The sequence below is a fragment of the Vannielia litorea genome (assembly GCF_019801175.1).
In the GTDB taxonomy this organism is placed as follows: domain Bacteria; phylum Pseudomonadota; class Alphaproteobacteria; order Rhodobacterales; family Rhodobacteraceae; genus Vannielia; species Vannielia litorea_B.
In genome coordinates, this window is the sequence record NZ_JAHVJR010000001.1 from 580656 (window position 1) to 597317 (window position 16662).

At 67.6% G+C, this 16662-nt stretch carries 19 protein-coding genes; 10 read left to right on the plus strand and 9 right to left on the minus strand.

Annotation, left to right across the window (positions count from 1 at the left end; genetic code table 11):
- Positions 1-95: 95 nt before the first annotated feature.
- The gene (locus KUV38_RS02890; protein WP_222468607.1) at positions 96-956 is read left to right on the plus strand and encodes a helix-turn-helix domain-containing protein; all 861 of its coding nucleotides are present in this window, start codon (positions 96-98) and stop codon (positions 954-956) included.
- Between the two features lie 83 nt (positions 957-1039).
- Here the strand turns inward: KUV38_RS02890 and KUV38_RS02895 are convergent, their stop codons facing one another.
- The 6 genes from KUV38_RS02895 to KUV38_RS02920 form a co-directional block, all read right to left on the minus strand.
- Positions 1040-1381 (minus strand): hypothetical protein, encoded by a 342-nt coding sequence (locus tag KUV38_RS02895; protein ID WP_222468608.1) that lies wholly within the window; start codon positions 1379-1381, stop codon positions 1040-1042.
- An 88-nt stretch (positions 1382-1469) separates the two neighbouring features.
- On the minus strand, positions 1470-2339 hold the full coding sequence (locus KUV38_RS02900; protein WP_222468609.1) for a 50S ribosomal protein L11 methyltransferase: 870 nt from the start codon (positions 2337-2339) through the stop codon (positions 1470-1472).
- A gap of 83 nt (positions 2340-2422) precedes the next feature.
- A complete protein-coding gene (locus tag KUV38_RS02905) occupies positions 2423-2947 on the minus strand; it encodes a sugar O-acetyltransferase (protein WP_261385135.1) in 525 nt (174 codons plus the stop codon).
- A 41-nt stretch (positions 2948-2988) separates the two neighbouring features.
- Positions 2989-3642, minus strand: a complete 654-nt coding sequence (gene msrA, locus KUV38_RS02910; protein ID WP_222468611.1) for a peptide-methionine (S)-S-oxide reductase MsrA — start codon at positions 3640-3642, stop codon at positions 2989-2991.
- Positions 3643-3719: 77 nt separating this feature from the next.
- Positions 3720-4949 carry an MFS transporter gene (locus KUV38_RS02915; RefSeq protein ID WP_222468612.1) on the minus strand — a complete coding sequence of 410 codons (1230 nt, stop codon included), beginning with the start codon at positions 4947-4949 and terminating at the stop codon, positions 3720-3722.
- Between the two features lie 256 nt (positions 4950-5205).
- Entirely contained in the window at positions 5206-6993 is a 1788-nt protein-coding gene (locus KUV38_RS02920) for an SLC13 family permease (RefSeq protein ID WP_222468613.1), read from the minus strand.
- A 117-nt stretch (positions 6994-7110) separates the two neighbouring features.
- On the opposite strand from KUV38_RS02920, the gene KUV38_RS02925 reads away from it, so the two are divergent.
- The 6 genes from KUV38_RS02925 to KUV38_RS02950 all read left to right on the plus strand — a co-directional run bounded on the left by KUV38_RS02925 (position 7111) and on the right by KUV38_RS02950 (position 10369).
- Complete coding sequence (locus KUV38_RS02925; RefSeq protein WP_222468614.1) at positions 7111-7533, plus strand: hypothetical protein; 423 nt, start codon at positions 7111-7113, stop codon at positions 7531-7533.
- Positions 7530-7979 carry a thiol-disulfide oxidoreductase DCC family protein gene (locus tag KUV38_RS02930; RefSeq protein ID WP_222468615.1) on the plus strand — a complete coding sequence of 150 codons (450 nt, stop codon included), beginning with the start codon at positions 7530-7532 and terminating at the stop codon, positions 7977-7979. Before KUV38_RS02925 ends, KUV38_RS02930 begins: the two co-directional genes overlap by 4 nt.
- Positions 7976-8485 (plus strand): DUF4166 domain-containing protein, encoded by a 510-nt coding sequence (locus KUV38_RS02935; RefSeq protein WP_222468616.1) that lies wholly within the window; start codon positions 7976-7978, stop codon positions 8483-8485. The genes KUV38_RS02930 and KUV38_RS02935 overlap by 4 nt, the downstream gene beginning before the upstream one ends.
- Before the next feature lie 77 nt (positions 8486-8562).
- Positions 8563-9465, plus strand: a complete 903-nt coding sequence (locus KUV38_RS02940; RefSeq protein ID WP_222468617.1) for a hypothetical protein — start codon at positions 8563-8565, stop codon at positions 9463-9465.
- Positions 9466-9547: 82 nt separating this feature from the next.
- Positions 9548-9940: a hypothetical protein gene (locus KUV38_RS02945; RefSeq protein WP_222468618.1), complete on the plus strand. Its 393-nt coding sequence runs from the start codon at positions 9548-9550 to the stop codon at positions 9938-9940.
- A 135-nt stretch (positions 9941-10075) separates the two neighbouring features.
- Positions 10076-10369, plus strand: coding sequence for a hypothetical protein (locus KUV38_RS02950; RefSeq protein ID WP_222468619.1), 294 nt, complete (start codon positions 10076-10078; stop codon positions 10367-10369).
- Between the two features lie 22 nt (positions 10370-10391).
- On the opposite strand, the gene KUV38_RS02955 is transcribed toward KUV38_RS02950, so the two are convergent.
- Entirely contained in the window at positions 10392-11054 is a 663-nt protein-coding gene (locus KUV38_RS02955; protein WP_222468620.1) for a protocatechuate dioxygenase, read from the minus strand.
- Positions 11055-11152: 98 nt separating this feature from the next.
- On the opposite strand from KUV38_RS02955, the gene KUV38_RS02960 reads away from it, so the two are divergent.
- The 3 genes from KUV38_RS02960 (at position 11153) to ribD (ending at position 13386) form a co-directional block, all read left to right on the plus strand.
- Positions 11153-11569, plus strand: coding sequence for a secondary thiamine-phosphate synthase enzyme YjbQ (locus KUV38_RS02960; protein WP_222468621.1), 417 nt, complete (start codon positions 11153-11155; stop codon positions 11567-11569).
- Positions 11570-11809: 240 nt separating this feature from the next.
- The gene (gene nrdR / locus KUV38_RS02965; RefSeq protein WP_222468622.1) at positions 11810-12286 is read left to right on the plus strand and encodes a transcriptional regulator NrdR; all 477 of its coding nucleotides are present in this window, start codon (positions 11810-11812) and stop codon (positions 12284-12286) included.
- 23 nt (positions 12287-12309) lie between these two features.
- Positions 12310-13386, plus strand: coding sequence for a bifunctional diaminohydroxyphosphoribosylaminopyrimidine deaminase/5-amino-6-(5-phosphoribosylamino)uracil reductase RibD (gene ribD / locus KUV38_RS02970; RefSeq protein WP_222470940.1), 1077 nt, complete (start codon positions 12310-12312; stop codon positions 13384-13386).
- 1 nt (position 13387) lies between these two features.
- On the opposite strand, the gene KUV38_RS02975 is transcribed toward ribD, so the two are convergent.
- Both KUV38_RS02975 and KUV38_RS02980 read right to left on the minus strand, forming a co-directional pair.
- Positions 13388-15445: a capsular polysaccharide biosynthesis protein gene (locus KUV38_RS02975; protein WP_222468623.1), complete on the minus strand. Its 2058-nt coding sequence runs from the start codon at positions 15443-15445 to the stop codon at positions 13388-13390.
- 10 nt (positions 15446-15455) lie between these two features.
- Positions 15456-16589, minus strand: coding sequence for a polysaccharide biosynthesis/export family protein (locus KUV38_RS02980; protein ID WP_410001015.1), 1134 nt, complete (start codon positions 16587-16589; stop codon positions 15456-15458).
- Positions 16590-16662 lie beyond the last annotated feature (73 nt).

A 16662-nucleotide genomic window follows, 5' to 3' on the forward strand; every position in this document is an offset into this window, starting at 1 on the left:
CAGGGCGCAGTCCCCTTCCTGTTACGCGCGGGCGGCGCGGTGCGGGAGATGATCTCTTGTTAACATCTTCGAGCGATGTTGATATTTATAAACATATGGATACGATGATCGACAAGCGCACCCGCGCCACGCTCTTCCGCGCCCGTGTCGGCGAGGCGCTGGCGGAGGCGGGCATGAGCCAATCCGCGCTGGCCCGGGCCGTGGGCGTGAGCCGCTCGACCCTCTCCCAACTGCTGCGCAGCGAGGCGCCCCGCCTGCCCGGCGCGCAGCTCTTGGGCGATCTTGCCGGGGCGCTCGGGGTCAGCGCCGACTGGCTGCTCGGCCTCTCCGACCGTCCCGAACGGGCTGCCCAGCTGGCCCGCGCTGCGCTTTCGATCACCCAGGCCGAGCGTGCGCTGATCGACGACCAGATCTTTGCATGGCACCGCGAGGCGGCGGGCTACAAGATCCGCCATGTCCCCGCGACTCTGCCCGACATGCTGAAGACCCCCGAGATGCTGCACTGGGAATATGCCCCGCACCTCGGCAAGACCACGGCGCAGGCCATCGGCGCGGCGCAGGACCGGCTCGATTGGATGCGCGGCTCGGGCAGCGACTATGAAATCGCCATGCCGCTCGACGAGATGCAGGCCTTCGCCAGCGGCACCGGCTATTACGCCGGTCTGCCCGAGGCGCTGCGGCGCGAGCAACTGGGTTGGATGGCCGAGCTGCACCGGCAGTTCTACCCCCAGCTCCGCATCTGCCTCTTCGACCAGCGGCGGATGTTCTCGGCCCCGGTCACCGTGTTTGGCCCGCTCTTGGCGGTGCTCTACCTCGGCTCCTCCTACCTCGCCTTCCGAGACCGGGAGCGAGTGCAGGCCATCACCGGGCACTTTGACGGGCTGGTGCGGGCCGCCTCGGTGGGCGAGCGTGAATGGCCCGAGCATATTGCCGGGCTGCTGCGGGGCATGGGCTAGGCGGCGCGCTGCCCCTGAAAGCAAACGGGTGCGCCGCTCTTCACGACGCACCCGCAAATGTCTGGAAACGAGGTCTTTACCGTTCAGCGCAGCAGCGGCTTGATCCCGGCGGCAGCAGCCTGGGTGATCGGGTCGATCGCCATCAGGTGGGCGCCAACCTTCTGCACATTGTTGCCGGTCCGCAGCCCGTCGAGGCGGGCGGTGTAATCGGCGGTGCCGAGATGGGCCAGCGTCAGCGCCTTGAAGCAGAGGAACACCGTCAGCACCGTCAGCGCGGGCCGCAGCACCGGGCGCTTGACGCGCTTGGAGCGGGTGTAAAAGCTCTGGCCAAGGGTGCCCGTGGCCTCGAAACCACCGCCTCTGCGGTGGATTTTTTCGATCCGGCGAATGCGTCCGGCGAAATTCTGCATGGTTGGGTCGGCCAAGGGTCTCTCCGTCCGAAAGTGTGGTCGCTCAGGCCCCCGCCTTGATGCAGAAGGTGCGCCATGATTTGGGCGGAAATTGGGCGTGACGTCAGGATTTTTGCAGACAGAGGGTCGTCCAGTCGCCAATTGTCTCGGCGTTCGCGACAGTAAGGCCTTCCGCCACGTAAGCCTCCGTCACATCAGGGGCCTGATCGTTCAGCAGCCCGGAGAGAATCGCATGGCCGCCGGGCGCGAGAGCCTTGGCGATATCGGGTGCGAGGCCGATCAGCGGGCCTTTCAGAATGTTGGCGAAGATGAGGCCAAAGGGGGCGGCGCCTGACAGCACCGGGTGATCGAGCCCGGTCGCCTCGATACAGCTGACCTTGCCAGTCAGCCCGTTGGCCGCGAGGTTGGCCTCGGCCACCTCAACCGCCACCGGGTCGATGTCGGAGGCGATGATCGGCACCTCCCAGACCCGGGCGGCGGCCATCGCGAGCACAGCGGTGCCGCAGCCCACATCGGCCACGGGGCAGGGGGCAAGGCCGCCCTCGAGCAGCCGATCAAAGGCGCGCAGGCAGCCCAGCGTGGTGCCGTGGTGGCCGGTGCCGAAGGCCATTGCCGCCTCGATCAGCAGCGGCTCGGCGCCCTCCGGCACGGTCTCGGCGTCATGAGAGCCATAAACATAGAAGCGCCCGGCCTCCACAGGGGCCAGCTCGCGGCGCACATGGGCGACCCAATCCGTCTCGGGCAGCTCGGAAATGGTGAAGGGTTTGGCACTGAAGGCGGCGGCCAGTACGGCCAGCCCGGCCTCATCGGGGCTTTCGGTAAAATAGCCGCCCACTTCCCATAGGCCGCTGTCATCCTCCACCTCGAACACGCCAACCCCGGTAGGCGCAGGCTCCAGCCGCTCGAGCGCTTCGCCGAGCGCCTCGGCGGCGGGTTTGCCTTCAAGCGTGGTCAGGGCGGTATAGGTGGGCATGGGCGCGGCTCCGGCTTTGGTTGCCTGCCGGGTAGGAGGATTGCCGGGTGCGGTCAAGGGTGGTCGGGGCGGGCTCACTCGCCCTAGGCGGCGTCATCGCCTCCGGCCAAGCGGGCCACCCGCGCCGGAACGCCCGCCACCGTGGCGCCGGGCGGCACATCGCGCGTCACCACAGCCCCCGCGGCGATGATCGCGCCATCGCCAACCGTGACGCCCGGCAGCAGCGTGGCATGGCCCCCGATCCAGACCTCGCGGCCCACCGTCACCGGCAGCGCCCGCTCCAGCCCTTTCTTTCGGCCTTCGACCTCATGGTGATGGTCCGCGCAGTAGATATGCACCCCCGGCCCGAGCATCGAGCGTGCGCCGATGGTCACACGGGCGGTGTCGAGCACGGTGCAGAAGGCATTGATGTAGACACCCGCCTCAAGATGCAGGTTCACGCCATAGGCCACGTGAAAGGGCGCCTCGATGAAGCAGCCTTCGCCGATTGCACCAAGGATCGCGTGCAGACGCGGCGCACAGGCGCCGCGCTGGGCCGGGTCGATGGTGGCATGCTCATGACAGGCAAGGCGCGCCGCATCCCGCAGCGCGCCCAACTCATCTGTCATGCAATTGTACCAGGCGCCGTCGTCGACGCCGGGCAGGGCATTCATCTGGCGCCAAGGCCCACCGGGCAGCTCACGCCGGTGCCGCCGAGCCCGCAGTAACCATTCGGGTTCTTGGCGAGGTACTGCTGGTGGTAATCCTCGGCAAAGTAGAAGTCCGGGGCCATCAGGATCTCGGTGGTGATCTTGCCCAACCCCTTGGCATCCAGCGCCCGCTGGTAGGCCTCCTTGGAGGCCAGCGCGGCGGCCTTCTGCGCGTCGCTGAACACGTATATGCCCGAGCGATACTGCGTGCCCCGATCATTGCCCTGCCGCATCCCCTGGGTCGGGTTGTGGCCCTCCCAGAAGGCGGTGAGTAGCTCGTCGTAGCTCACCCGCGCCGGTTCAAAATGCAGGCGCACCACCTCGTTGTGGCCGGTCTGGCCGGTGCAGACCTCCTCATAGGTGGCATTGGGCGTGAATCCGCCCGCGTAGCCCACCATTGTCAGCTCCACGCCGGGAATCTGCCAGAACAGGCGCTCCACACCCCAGAAGCAGCCCATGCCGAACATGGCCGCCTCCTGCCCGGGCGGCACCGTCTTGGTCAGCGGTGCACCGGTGAGCTGATGGGTCTTTGCAGTGGGAATGGGCGCAATGCGCCCCGGCAGGGCCTCGCCTTCGCCCACCATCTGCGTCTTGTCGCGTCCGAATCCGAACATGCTCGCCTCCCTCCTGGGGTTAATGGTCCGATGATATAGCATCATCGCCCCCGAGTTCATGTCTTTTGCCGCGATCGTTACTCTGCGGGCAAGGGCAACGCGGCGGAAAACCGCGTCTCGTTGCCCGGCGCCGGGTGGCGCGGGATCAGCAGGGCAAGGCACAGCGAGCCGCAGGCGATGCCCGCCGCGAGGGTAAAGACAGCGCCCGGCGAGATCACCCATAGGTAGCCCAGCAGCGCCGGCAGGAAAACGGCGGCAATGTGGTTGATGGTAAAGGCCACCGCCGCGGTGGGGGCAATATCGGCCGGGTCCGCGATCTTCTGGAAGTAGGTCTTGAGCGCAAGCGCGAGGGCAAAGAACAGATGGTCGATGACATAGAGTGCCGAGGCCAGCACCACGCCCCAGCCAAACCAGTAGATCCCGCCGTAGAGCGAGAACACGGCCACGAGGCCGGTGTATTCGAACACCAGTGCATTGCGCTCGCCCCATTTGCCCACCAGACGCCCCATCAGCGGGGCGAAGATCATGTTGGCGACGAGGTTGATCAGGAACAGCGCCGTGACCTCATGCACGTCGAAGCCGAAGCGCTCGACCATCATGAAGCCCGCGAACACGACGAAGATCTGCCGCCGCGCCCCGGCAAAGAACTGCAGCGCGTAGTAGAGCCAGTAGCGACGGCGTAGCACGAGGCGGGTGTTCTGCCGGTGCTCGCCCTCGAAGCGCGGAAAGGCGACGAGGCAGAACAGCGCGATGGCAGCACAAAGCCCACCCGAGACCCAATAGACCGTGGCGTAGGAGAGCGAGATCGCCTCCCACGTCAGCATGATCACCCCATAGGCCACCAGCGTCGAGGCCGAGCCCGCCGCCAGCAGCCAGCCCAGCATCTGCGGCGCCCGTTCGATCTTGAGAAACTGCAACTGGAGCGACTGGTTGACGGTCTCGAAATAGTGGAACCCGATGGAGCTGAGCATGGTGATCGTCAGGATGCCGCCCATGCTGGGGAACTGCGCGGTGAGCGCGGTGGCCACACCCAGCAGCGCCAGCGAGATCAGACCAAGCACCTGCTCGCGAATGAAGATGATCAGCGCGATCACCCCCACGGCCAGAAAGCCCGGCACTTCGCGCACCGTATGCAGCCAGCCAATGTCCTGCCCGTCAAAGCCCGCGACCTCGATGACGAAGTTGTTCAGCAGCGCTGTCCAGGTGGCGAAGGCCAGCGGCATGGCCACCGCCATCAGGAACAGCAGCACCATCGGCTGGCGCCAACGCGGGAGGCGGTGGGCCTCACGGAGAGGAATCGTATGCATGAGTCACGCTTTACGCCCGGTTGCGGGCCTTGGGAAGAGTGGAGGGGGCAGGAGTGGGGGGTTCACACCCCCGTGGGAATATTTGCAGCAAGAAAATGCGCAGAGGCGGTCATTTGCCCCGGCGGGTCGCCCAAGGCGGGCGGGGCAAGGGAATAGTGTCGAACTGGCTGGTGAGCGGGGCGGGCGGTGCGAAAGAGTTGGGCATGGGGGCCTCCGATTCGGGATGGAGGCCTATTGATGGGAGCTAAAGCTAACTTTAGGTCAAGGGCCAGATCAGCGGGATCAGCGCCGAGGCCAGCAGCCCGATGGTCAGGTTCAGCGGGATGCCCACTTTCATGAAGTCGGTAAAGCGGTAGCCGCCCGGCCCGTAGACCAGCATGTTCGTCTGGTAGCCGATCGGCGTGGCGAAGCTGGCGGAGGCGGCCACCATCACGGCGATGACCAGCGGGCGCGGGTCATACCCCAGCGCGGCGGCCAGACCGATGGCGATGGGGGTGACCACCACCGCCACCGCGTTGTTGGAGACCAGCTCGGTGAGCACCGAGGTCAGCAGGTAGATCGCCCAGACGATGAAGAAGGGCGGCAACGTCTCCAGCGCCGGGGCGATGGCGGTGACGATGAGCTTGACCGCGCCGCTCTCTTCCAGCGCGGCCCCGACCGCGAGCATCGAGAAGATTAGCGCCAGCAGGCGACCATCGACAAATGAGAAGGCCTCATCGGCGTCAATGCAGCGGGTGCCGAAGACCAGCGCCACCGCAAAAATCGAGAGCGCAAGGATCGGCGCGATGCCAAAGGCGGCAAGGCCGACGATGCCCAACAGCGCGATGATGGCGATCGGCGCTTTCTGGCGGCGAAAAGCGCGGCCCGTGGGGGCGGCCACGTCAACGAGATCCATGTCGTCAGCAAGGCGCTGAATGTCGGCGGGCGATCCTTCCAGCAGCAGCGTGTCGCCCACCCGCACCACGAGGTCATCCAGCTGTCGCCCGATGTTCTGGTTCCGCCGATGTACGGCCAGCGGATACACACCGTAGCGGCGACGCAGACGCAGGGTGCCGAGGCTGCGGCCCACCATCCGGGCGCCCGGCGTGATCAGCACCTCCACCGTCGTCGTCTCGACCGACGACAGCTTGTCGACCATGCGCACCTGCTTGCTCTCCTGCAGGCTCAGCAGCTCCGACATCTGGCTGCGCAGCACCACCCGGTCGCCCGCCTCCAGCACCACATCGCCCATGTTCCGCCGCAGCGAGGCATCGCCGCGCAGCACGTCGACCAAGCGCACGCCCTCGCGCTTGAAGGCATCCACCTCGCCGGGCTTTTGCCCGATCAGCGGGCTGTCTTCCGGCAGGGCGACCTCGGTGAAGAACTTGCGCCGCGCCGAGTCTCCGCCCGAGAGCAGGTTCGCCATGCTGGCACGGTCGGGCAGGATGCGGGGCGCGATGAAGCGCAGGTAGAGCATGCCCCATGCCACGAGGATCACCGCCAGCGGCGTGACCTCGAAAATCCCGAAAGGGTCCAGCCCGTTGGCGCGGGCCACACCATCGACCAGCAGGTTGGTGGAGGTGCCGATGAGGGTGAGCGTGCCGCCGAGAATGGCGGCATAGCTGAGCGGAATCAGCAGCTTGGAGGCCGAAAGGTTCATCGTGCGGGCGAGTTGCACGAAGACCGGGATCATCACCACCACCACCGGCGTGTTGCTGACAAAGGCCGAGGCCACCACCACGAAGGCGATCATCGCCCCCACCGCCAGCGCGGGCCGGGTGCTGGCGTTTCGGTCGGCCACCTGGGTGAACCAGTCGAGCGCGCCGGTGCGCACCAGCGCCCCCATCACGAGGAACATCGCCGCAATGGTCCAGGGCGCCGGGTTGGCCAGCACCGCGCGGGCCTGGGTGTAGGGCAGCACGCCCGACAGCATCAGCACCGCCACGCCGAGGATGGCCACCACCTCGGGCGGGTAACTCTCGCGAATGAATAGGAGAAACATCGCGCCCACGACGGCCAGCGCAAAGATGGCGTCCCAGGGCGGGGCGAGTGTGATCAGGTCCATGTGGCTGCTGCGTTGCCCATATCGGCGCGATATTAACCGCCGGGTGCAGCGAGGCAAGCGGCGAGTGGCTCGCCGCCGCCGCTTGACCGGCAGGGGCCTTCGCGCAAGGCTCGCGCCATGGCCCGCCGCGCCGAATTTCTCCTCCGGGCCGAGCCCTTCGCCACCCGGCTGACCTTCATGGTCCACCGCCCCTGCACCGCTTCGGGCGGCACTTGCCCGTGGTTCGAGGCCACCCGCTACGACCCGCCCCGCCCACGCCTCGCCGGCGCGGCGGAGCGGCTTGTCTGGCGGGTAGAGGATGGCGCGGCGGAGTATCTCTTCACCTCGCCTGAAGAACTGGACCACTTCCGCGCGGTCTGGGGCGCACGCATTCTGCCACGCCCCCGCGCGCTGGCGCAGGCCCGTGGCATGGCGGCGATTAACGGGGTCTGGCTCTCGCGCATGGCCCAACCGGCATGGCCCCGCAGGCAGGCCCTGCTGCGCTGGATCGACGCACACGATGGCGCCTTCCGCGCCCGCATGGCGGACCTTGCGCCATGAGCCGGGTGCAGGATCTGCCCGCGCCTCTGGCTGCCCGTCTGAAAGGGACCGATCTCATCGTCTTCGATGGCGATTGCGTCCTCTGCACCGGGTTCTTCCGCTTCATGCTGAAGCACGACCGGCAGGCCCGCTTCCGCTTCGCCACCGCGCAATCGCCCCTCGGGCAGGCGCTCTATGCGGCACTGAACATGCCGCTGGACGATTACGAGACCAACCTCGTCCTCACCGGCGGCCGCATCCACACCCACCTCGATGCCTTCGCCGCCGCGATGGCGGCACTCGGCTGGCCGTGGCGGGCGCTGGCCGTCTGTCGCTGGCTCCCCGGTCCGGTCAAACGCCCGCTCTACCGGCTGATCGCCCGCAACCGTTTTCGCCTCTTTGGCCGCCGCGACACCTGCTACCTGCCCACGCCCGAGGTTCGCGCCCGCTTCATGGAGGCACCATGACCTCCCCCTTCGCCGAAGCTCTCGGAGCCGATTTCACCCGCCTGCCGCCCGCCGTGCAGGCGCTCCATGCCGGGCCGGGGCGCTGGGCGGGGCAGGCGGAGGTCACCCGCGGCAGCCACCCGCTGGCCCGTCTCGGGCTGGCGCTCGGGCACTTCCCGCCCGCGGGCCGGGGGCCAGTCACGGTGGAAATCGCGCCCGAAGGGCAGGGCGAGGCGTGGGTCCGCCGCTTTGGCACCCACGAGATGCGCTCGCATATCGCCCCCGGCCCGGTGGAGAGGATCGGCGCGATCACCGTGGCGCTTCGGCTCACCGCCGACCCGGAGGGCATCTCCATCGCCATCGACAGCACCCGCGCCTTCGGCCTGCCCATACCCGGCTGGCTCGCCCCGCGCTCCATTTCCCGCGAAGGGGTGGACGCGCAGGGCCGCTTCACCTTCGACATCGGCGCCCGCCTGCCGGGCGGCGCGCTGCTGATCCGCTATACTGGCTGGCTCGCCCCGGCTTGACCGGCCCCCGCGCTCTGCCCGACACTGGCCGCGTTCAAACCCGCCCCATTGACCATCTGCCATTTCGAGAGCCCGCCATGCCCCGCCTTTCTGCCGTTCTGCCCGCCCTGTTTTTTGCCGCCACCCCCGCCGTGGCCGACTGTATCACCGCCGCCGAGAGCTTTCTGATGTGCAAGACCGGGGGCGGCGCCAAGGAGATGCGCGCCTGCTGGGGGCCGGGCAACGCGGGCTACCAATACGGTCCGGAGGGCGGCACCCCCGAACTGGCTCTTTCGGTGCCGCTCGCGGAGCTGGATTTCATCCCTTGGGCCGGCGTGAGCAATTTGATCTGGGAAGAGGCGAACTTCCTGAACGGCGATGTGCAATACTCCGTCTGGCACCGGATTGACCGAACCCCGGATGGCGACCCACCCGCCGCCGGAGTCACCGTGACCCGGGGCGACGAAACCCTCGCCGATCTGGAGTGTGACCCGGGCACCATCCGCGCCAACTTCGAAGGGCTCTACGAGGCCAAAACCGCCATTGGCCAGTGCTGGGAAGATTTTCGCTGGCAGGCCTGCGCGGCGCCCGCGGCCTCCGCCTGCCCGGTCGGGGCCACACCCTTCCTCGCCTGCACCACGGGCGGTGGGGCCAAGGCGGTTGCCGGATGCTTCGGCCCCAACGGCGCGCATTACAGCTTCGGCCCCTCCGGCGCGGCCCCCGAACTTGCACTCACCACGCCGCTCCACATGCTTGAGTACACCCCCGCCGCCGAGCACCCCTCAGGGCAGGCCACCGCCGTCTTCTGGAACGGCAAAACAGGCTATGCCCTCTGGTCCACCGCAAACGGCGCGGGGGTGGAGGTGGTGCAGGGCGACTCTGCCCTCGCCACGCTCGATTGCGATCCGGGCAGCGCGCAGGTGAGCTTTGACGCGCTCGATGCCGCGATGGCGGCGCAAAACCTCTGCTTCGGCGGGTACCTGTGGTCACAGTGCAACTGACCTCGGGCCACTGACGCGATTGTGCCCTGTGCGCCGCCGCCCCTCTGGGGTATTCTTGGCGCAACCGTCGAAAGGACAGCCCATGCGCCGCGCCGCCCAAATCACCGCTCTTGCCGCCACCCTCCTCGCCACGCCCGCGCTCGCCGCAAGCTGGTTGGCGCCCAATGGCCACACCGTTGACGGCGGGCCGCAAAACTTCGTGGTCCAGCCCATCGCCGGGGCGGGCAGCGCGGGCATCTTCTGCGCCGCGGCCAGCTACGCCGTCGAGCGGCTCGGGGCAGATCCGTCCGATGCCGTGGTGGTCAGCACCCCGCGCTCGGGCCGGATCGCCGGGCAGGGCGGCGAGACCGTCGGCTTCCGCCTCGATCCGGGCGCGGCACCCGACCACGGGCTGATCCTCAAGACCTCGCGCCAAGGCGAGGCCGTGAGCGTCGCCCACGCTCGGGCCCTGTGCCGCGAGCACACTGGCCACTGAGCTGCGGCCACTGACTAGCGGCCACCGACAGGGCAACCTCAGAGCAACCGCTGACGCCCTCGTGACGCCGCGTGACGAAAGAAGCCCATCCATCGCAGGGAACCTGCCGCGCCCAAGCGGCGTTTCTTCTGCGACATGAAACAGATAGCTCCCCTCCTGCTCGCAACCTCCCTGGCCAGCCCACTGGCCGCGAGTCCCTTCATCGACTACCCGGACGACCCCGGCATGCCGACCGACGAAGTGGTCGAAATTGTCGTGGCGCCCGAGGATCTGGCCCGCTGCCAAGCCACGCTGGCAATGGTCACCGGCGCGCCCGTGCTTGCGCCCGAAGCCGAAACGCTCCAGACCGTGGCCCATGACGCCATCGAAGAGCCGCAGCTTCCCGTCGCCACTTGCGTGACTGAGCCGCGCCCGCGCCCCAACTCCTGACCGTACCTGCGCCCGGCGGGCTTCAGGCGGCAACCCCCGCCACAAGGCTGGCCTGAAGCCCCCGGTCCGCGTTCTTCACCGCCGCAACGGCCCCGTCCCCCGCGCCTTGCGCGATCCGGTCGGTCTCGTTGCGGCGATCTCGCGTGCCGCGCCCGCCATAGGCCGCGACCTTCTCATAGACTTGGTCCGTGACCGCCTCCGGTAAAAACAACTGCGAGGTCAGCACCTCGCGGCTGTTGAGCCACACCTTGTAATGCACATGCACCGCACGGCCCCGGTACCAGCCCGGGTAGATCGTGTTGAACCGCGCCACCCCGCCCGCGCCTGTCACCTGCGTGCCCCGCATAAAGGTCTCGCCCGCCGTGTTCTCCCGCGCATACCCCGAGTAGCGCCCGGTGGCATCGCAATGCCAAATGTCCACCCGCGCGCCCTCCATCGGGCGGCAGTCGGCATCCACCACCTGAAGGGCGAGCGCCAGTGGCAGGCCGGGCAACCCCTCGGTCACATCGGCGCGGATCAATCCGGGGTCGATGTAATACGGCCCCTCGGTCGTCGCCCGCTGGATGAGGCAGACATTGCCGGTGATCAGCCCCGCCTCCTGCGCCAGCGCGGCGCGGGTGGCGAGCGCCGAGAGCGGCAGGGCGGCGAGGGTGGTGAGCATCTGGCGGCGGCTGAGGGCGGGCATGGCTGTCTCCTTGCTGGCAGGTATCACTATCTAACGCGCCGCGCCGCGATTTCCGCCGCCGCTTGCCATGCGCTTGCCGCCCGCGCATCCTTCCGCCCATGCAGACCACCTTCACCATAGGCACCCGCGGCCCCGGCCTCACGATGTTCACCGGGGAGGTCGCCCGTTGGCTCGAGGGCGCCGGAGACGGGCTTTTGACCCTGCTTGTCCGCCACACCTCCTGCTCGCTGCTGATCCAGGAAAATGCAGACCCCGATGTGCGGGTGGATCTGACCGAGTTCTTCCACCGCCTCGTGCCCCCCGCAGACGACTATTCGATGAGCTACCTCACCCACGTGCTTGAAGGGCCGGATGACATGCCCGCCCACCTCAAGGCCGCGCTGTTGCCGGTCTCGCTACAGATCCCGGTGCAGGGCGGCCGGATGCGGCTGGGCACGTGGCAGGGCATCTACCTGTTCGAGCATCGCACCGCGCCGCACCGCCGCGAGGTCGCCGCCCATTTCGCGCCAGATTGAGCAGCCTTCTTAACCCTGCGTTAATGGTTAATGCGCAGGTCATGCTGCACTGCGGTATGCATGGAATGTGCATCGGATGTGCATCAGTTGTGACTCGGTTAACACGCCTCGATGCTGCGTGCGCTCGGCAGCATATGGGGGTGGCAGGTTTAGGCTACCCAAACCCTAGGGGCTGCCCTATAGTGCCTGTGGATAAATGGGGAGCATAACCCCACAGAGGCAGAGAAGAAGGGGACAGGAATGCGCTGCCCGTTTTGCGGAAATGTCGATACACAGGTGAAAGACAGCAGGCCCGCGGAAGACCATGTCGCCATCCGGCGGCGTCGGTTCTGCCCCGCCTGCGGTGGACGTTTCACCACTTACGAACGCGTCCAACTGCGTGATCTCGTTGTCATAAAATCCTCCGGCCGCCGTGAGGACTTCGACCGCGACAAGCTCGAACGCTCGATCCGGATCGCTTTGCAAAAACGCCCGATCGACCCGGAGCGGATCGACCAGATGATCTCCGGTATCGTCCGGCGGCTCGAGAGCATGGGCGAGACCGATATCGACAGCAAGGTGATCGGCGAGATCGTCATGGAGAGCCTCGCCCGGATCGACACCGTGGCCTACGTGCGTTTTGCGAGCGTTTACAAGAACTTCCAGGCCGCGGATGATTTCGACCGTTTCGTCTCGGAGCTGCGCCCGCCGGTCATGCCGGGTGATCCGGAGGAGTGAGCCACGCGGATGATGCCGGGTGGATGGCGCGTGCCCTGAGCCTTGGGGCACGCGGCCTTGGGCAGGTCTGGCCCAACCCGGCGGTCGGCTGCATTCTCGTGAAAGATCAACGCGTTGTCGGGCGAGGCTGGACCCAGCCCGGCGGCCGGCCCCATGCCGAAGTCATGGCTTTGGGTCAAGCCGTATTCGACGCCCGCGGCGCCACCGCCTACGTCACCCTCGAGCCCTGCGCTCACCACGGCAAGACCCCGCCCTGCGCTGATGCCTTGGTCAAGGCAGGCGTGGCCCGCGTCGTAACCGCGCTCGAAGATCCCGACCCACGCACCGCAGGCCAGGGCCACGCGCGTCTGCGCGAGGCCGGAATTTCCTGTGAAACCAACGTGCTGGCCGAGGCTGCGGAGAAGGCCCATGCCGGTTTTCTGATGCGCATCCGCGAGGGCCGCCCGCAATTGACCCTCAAGCTTGCCAGCTCTTTCGATGGCCGCATCGCCACTGCCTCGGGCGAAAGCAAGTGGATCACCGGCCCCGCCGCCCGCCAAGCGGTGCAGGGCCTGCGCGCCAGCCACGATGCGGTGCTCGTCGGCGCAGGCACCGCCCGTGCCGACGATCCGGCGTTAACCCTTCGCGGCTATGGTCAGCGGCGTCCGCCCGTGCGCGTCGTCGTCTCGCGCCGGTTGGAGTTGCCCACCGAGGGTCAGCTTGCCCGTACCGCCCGCGAGGTGCCGGTCTGGCTCTGCCACGGCCCCGATGCGCCCGAGCCGCGCAAGGCCGCATGGGCGGCGCTCGGCGCGGAGCTGATCGAGGTGCCGCTCGGGCTTGATCGGCACCCCGAGCCCGCCGCAATGCTGCGGGCGCTCGGTGATCGCGGGCTGACACGGGTGCTGTGCGAGGGCGGCGGCATGCTGGCGGCCTCGCTGATCTCGGCGGGCCTCGCCGATCGGCTCGCCGGCTTCACCGCCGGGCTTGCGCTTGGGGCCGAGGGGCAGCCTTCCGTCGGGCCGCTGGGCCTTGCCACGCTAAGTGAAGCGCGGCGCTACGTACTTGAAGAGGCGCGCAAAATCGGGCCGGACTTGCTCGCGATCTGGGCGCGGCAGCGCTAGGTCACCGCCACAGGTGCGCGTAACCCGCGAGCCATCCCTGCAATTTAGAGAGCAGCCTGTTGCCAAAGCCGGGGCCGGGGAGATTGCCGCTTTCAAGCCGATCCAGCACCACTTCCACCGGGCAGGCCCTGCCGGTTACCGGGTCAAAATACCGAGGATAATCAATAAGAACGGCCTGAACGATCGCCTCCAGCGACGGCCGCGCCTCGCGCCGCTCGGGCGGGCTGCCCCTGTCTTCAGTGAGGCCCCATCCGGCATAGAACGGCGCACCCAGCGTGGTGACCGGCACGCCCCGGATCAACGCCTCGAACCCGAGGCCCGAGGTCATCGTCCAAACAGTGTCGACCCGTTCGATCAGGGCCGCAGGGTCGGTGCCGGGCAGCACAATGTCGGCAAACTCCAGCGGGCTTTCCACCCGTCCCGCACGCAGCCCGGCCTCCACGTCCGGGTGCGGCTTGTAGAGGATCACCGCTTCGGGGTTTGCCTCACGCGTGGCCTGCAAGAGTTTGAAGTTGGTATTGATTTCCCCGGTGCCGAAGCGGATCGAGGCATCATCCTCCACCTGTCCCGGCACAAGTATCCGATGGCCTGCAGGCAACTCGGGCACCTCTGCGGAGCCAAGATTGTACTTGCTCACCCCCTTCGCCTTCAGCCGCCCTATGAGCGCCGCCGCACGGGGGTGCGCCTCCTGCCGCGCCGCGCGGGCAATGAGATGCTCCAGCCGCGAGGGCGTGCGGGGATCGTAGTAGATGCCCAGATCGTCGCGCACGAGGCTCAGGGGCGGCACCAGCTCGGCCCCCAGCCCGCGCGAGCGAAGAAACCCGTCTTCGACCCGGATCAGCGGCACATGCTGCCGCGCCGTCGCGGCCTCCAGCGCCTCGTCCACCCGCCCGGCCCAGGCCAGAACCGGAGCGCCAAGCGTCTTGGCGCGGGCGGCGGCCTCCTCGGGTTTGTCATTAAAGATCAAGGGCTTCTCCGCGCCAAAGATGCGCTGAAGCGGCTTGCGCTTCCACAGCCGCATCCCGTAGGCAACGCCGCCCTGCCGGTCTTCCCGCCACGCGCGGGCGCGTGCGCCGAGGCCGTCCATCACTTCCTCCAGCGTGGCCAGACGGTCGCGCCACGGGTCGTACCACGTGGGGTAAAGGATCATCGCCGCGGCAAAAAGCTGGGCGCGGGTGAGCTTGCGTTCGCGGCGCGGGCAGGGGGCCTCGTCGGCGGTCAGCTCCCATCCGCCATAGAAGGGCTGGCCGAACACGCGCGGCTTGTGCCCTGCGATGATCGCCTCGAACCCCATGCCGGAGGTCACGGTATAGACCGCCACCGCCCCCTCCAGCAGCGCCCAAGGCGAGACCGGATCGGAATAGAGCCTGGTGCGGTCATCCTCCTGCTCCGGCCCGAAATGCCCCTCGCGCGCCCCGGCAACCGTTTCGGGGTGGGTCTTGATCAGGATGCGGGCGCCCGGATGTTCGATTTGTGCAAAGGCGAGCATCTCGCGGAAGGTCGCCTCTGTGGCGTTGCCATGGGCGATGGAGGCGTCACCCCGGGTCTGGTCGATGACCAGCACATAACCCGGCGCCGGCACCTCCGCGTCAGGATCAAAGGCATTGTATTTGCTGAGGTGTTCCTGCTTCAACCGGTCCATCGCCAGCCGCGCGCGGGCCATCAGCGCCCCATCGTCGAGCGGGTGGGTGGCAAGCAGCCGTTCCAGCCCCGAGGGCGTGGCACTGTCGAAATGCACGCCATGTTCGTCAATCAAAAGTCCAATGGGCGGCTCACCATCCGCGCGTCCGGGATGGATCGACCGCAACAGCGCATCCTCGATCCGCACCAGCGCGGCCCCGGTCTTTTCCGCCATCGCCTCGCCACGGACGGCATAGGGCGAGCGGCCCCACACGCCGATCCTGTCATCCGCGCCGGGCAGGCCGAGCTTCACCTCCCAGCCGGCCAACTCCAGAATGCGCCTCACGCGGCGCTGAAAGACGAACCCGCCCGAGTAAACGAAAAGCCGCCGGGGCGCAGAGGCTCCGGCGGCTTGGGTTTCGTCTGGCGCGGGGGCCATGCCGACCCCGTCAGTTGCCAGCGGCGGTGTTGAGCTGGTTGGCGGTGCCCACGGCCCCGGTCAGTGCCGAAAGGGTCTTTTGCCACTGCACGTAGGGCGCCTCGGTGACGTAGACAGTATCGTCATTGCGGATCACGAAGTCCCGCGCCTCGAACATGCCGTTCGGCTCGGTCAGATCGAGCACGTAGACCATGCGCTGGGTGCCGGTGATATCGGTGCGGCCAAGCACCTGCCGGGCAATTTCCTCGGGCTCGTTGCGGAACACGAACACGCCGGTCGGGTCTGCAAGGTTGCTGCTGAGGCCGCCCACCTGGGCAATCGCTTCAATGGCCGAAAGAGTCTGCGTGGTGAAGGGGATACGGTTTTGCGTGCCGGTTGCGCCGAGGGCGGTGAAGGCCCGAGTATCTTCTTCCACGAGGATGCGGTCGCCGTCGCGCAGGGCGATGTCGAACTTGGGGTTCTCGAACAGATCCGCCCACCAGATGGTGCATTTGTGCTTGCCGCGGATCACGGTGATCTGGGCCACGTCCTGCTCGATGGCAATGCCACCCGCCGCGGCCAGCATGGCCGAAAGGGTGCGGGTGGGCCGCTCGATGGGGTAGACGCCCTGAGCGCTGACGCCGCCCACGACCGACACGGCAGCCCCGTCACCGGCGAGACGGCGGACGATAACTTGCGGATCGGGCGTTTGGGTGTCGAGCTTTTCGGTGATGAGCTGGCGGATGCGCTCCGGGGTGTTGCCGGAGGCCTTGATCCGGCCCGCGTAGGGCACAAAGATGAAACCTGCACTGTCGACCTGAACTTCCTCGAGCACGGTCGCAGACTGGCCCTCGTTGGCCAGCAGCCCGTCATCGACGTTTTCCCAGATCGTGAGGCCGAGCACATCGCCGGGGCGGATGGTGTCGGAGCCGATGCGACCGGCGTTGAGGAAGGCCTTGGAGAAGCCCAGCACCGGGGTCACGGAGGTCGCGGCGGTGACGCGGCTGTTCACCGCGACCACGAACGCATCGCCCTCATTCAGCACGGAGCCTGCGAAGATTTCGCGCTTGTTCGGGCCGCTGCGGGGGAGGCCGCAGGACGCGACAAGGGCAACCATGGCCAAAGCGGCCGCGGCGCGGGCCAGCGGGGAGGTCTTGAGTATCACTGCTCGGGCTCCTTTACGGATTTCTGCCTCAAGTTTTGCGCCGAGCCTACTGACGGGGCGGGTCAAAAGGAAG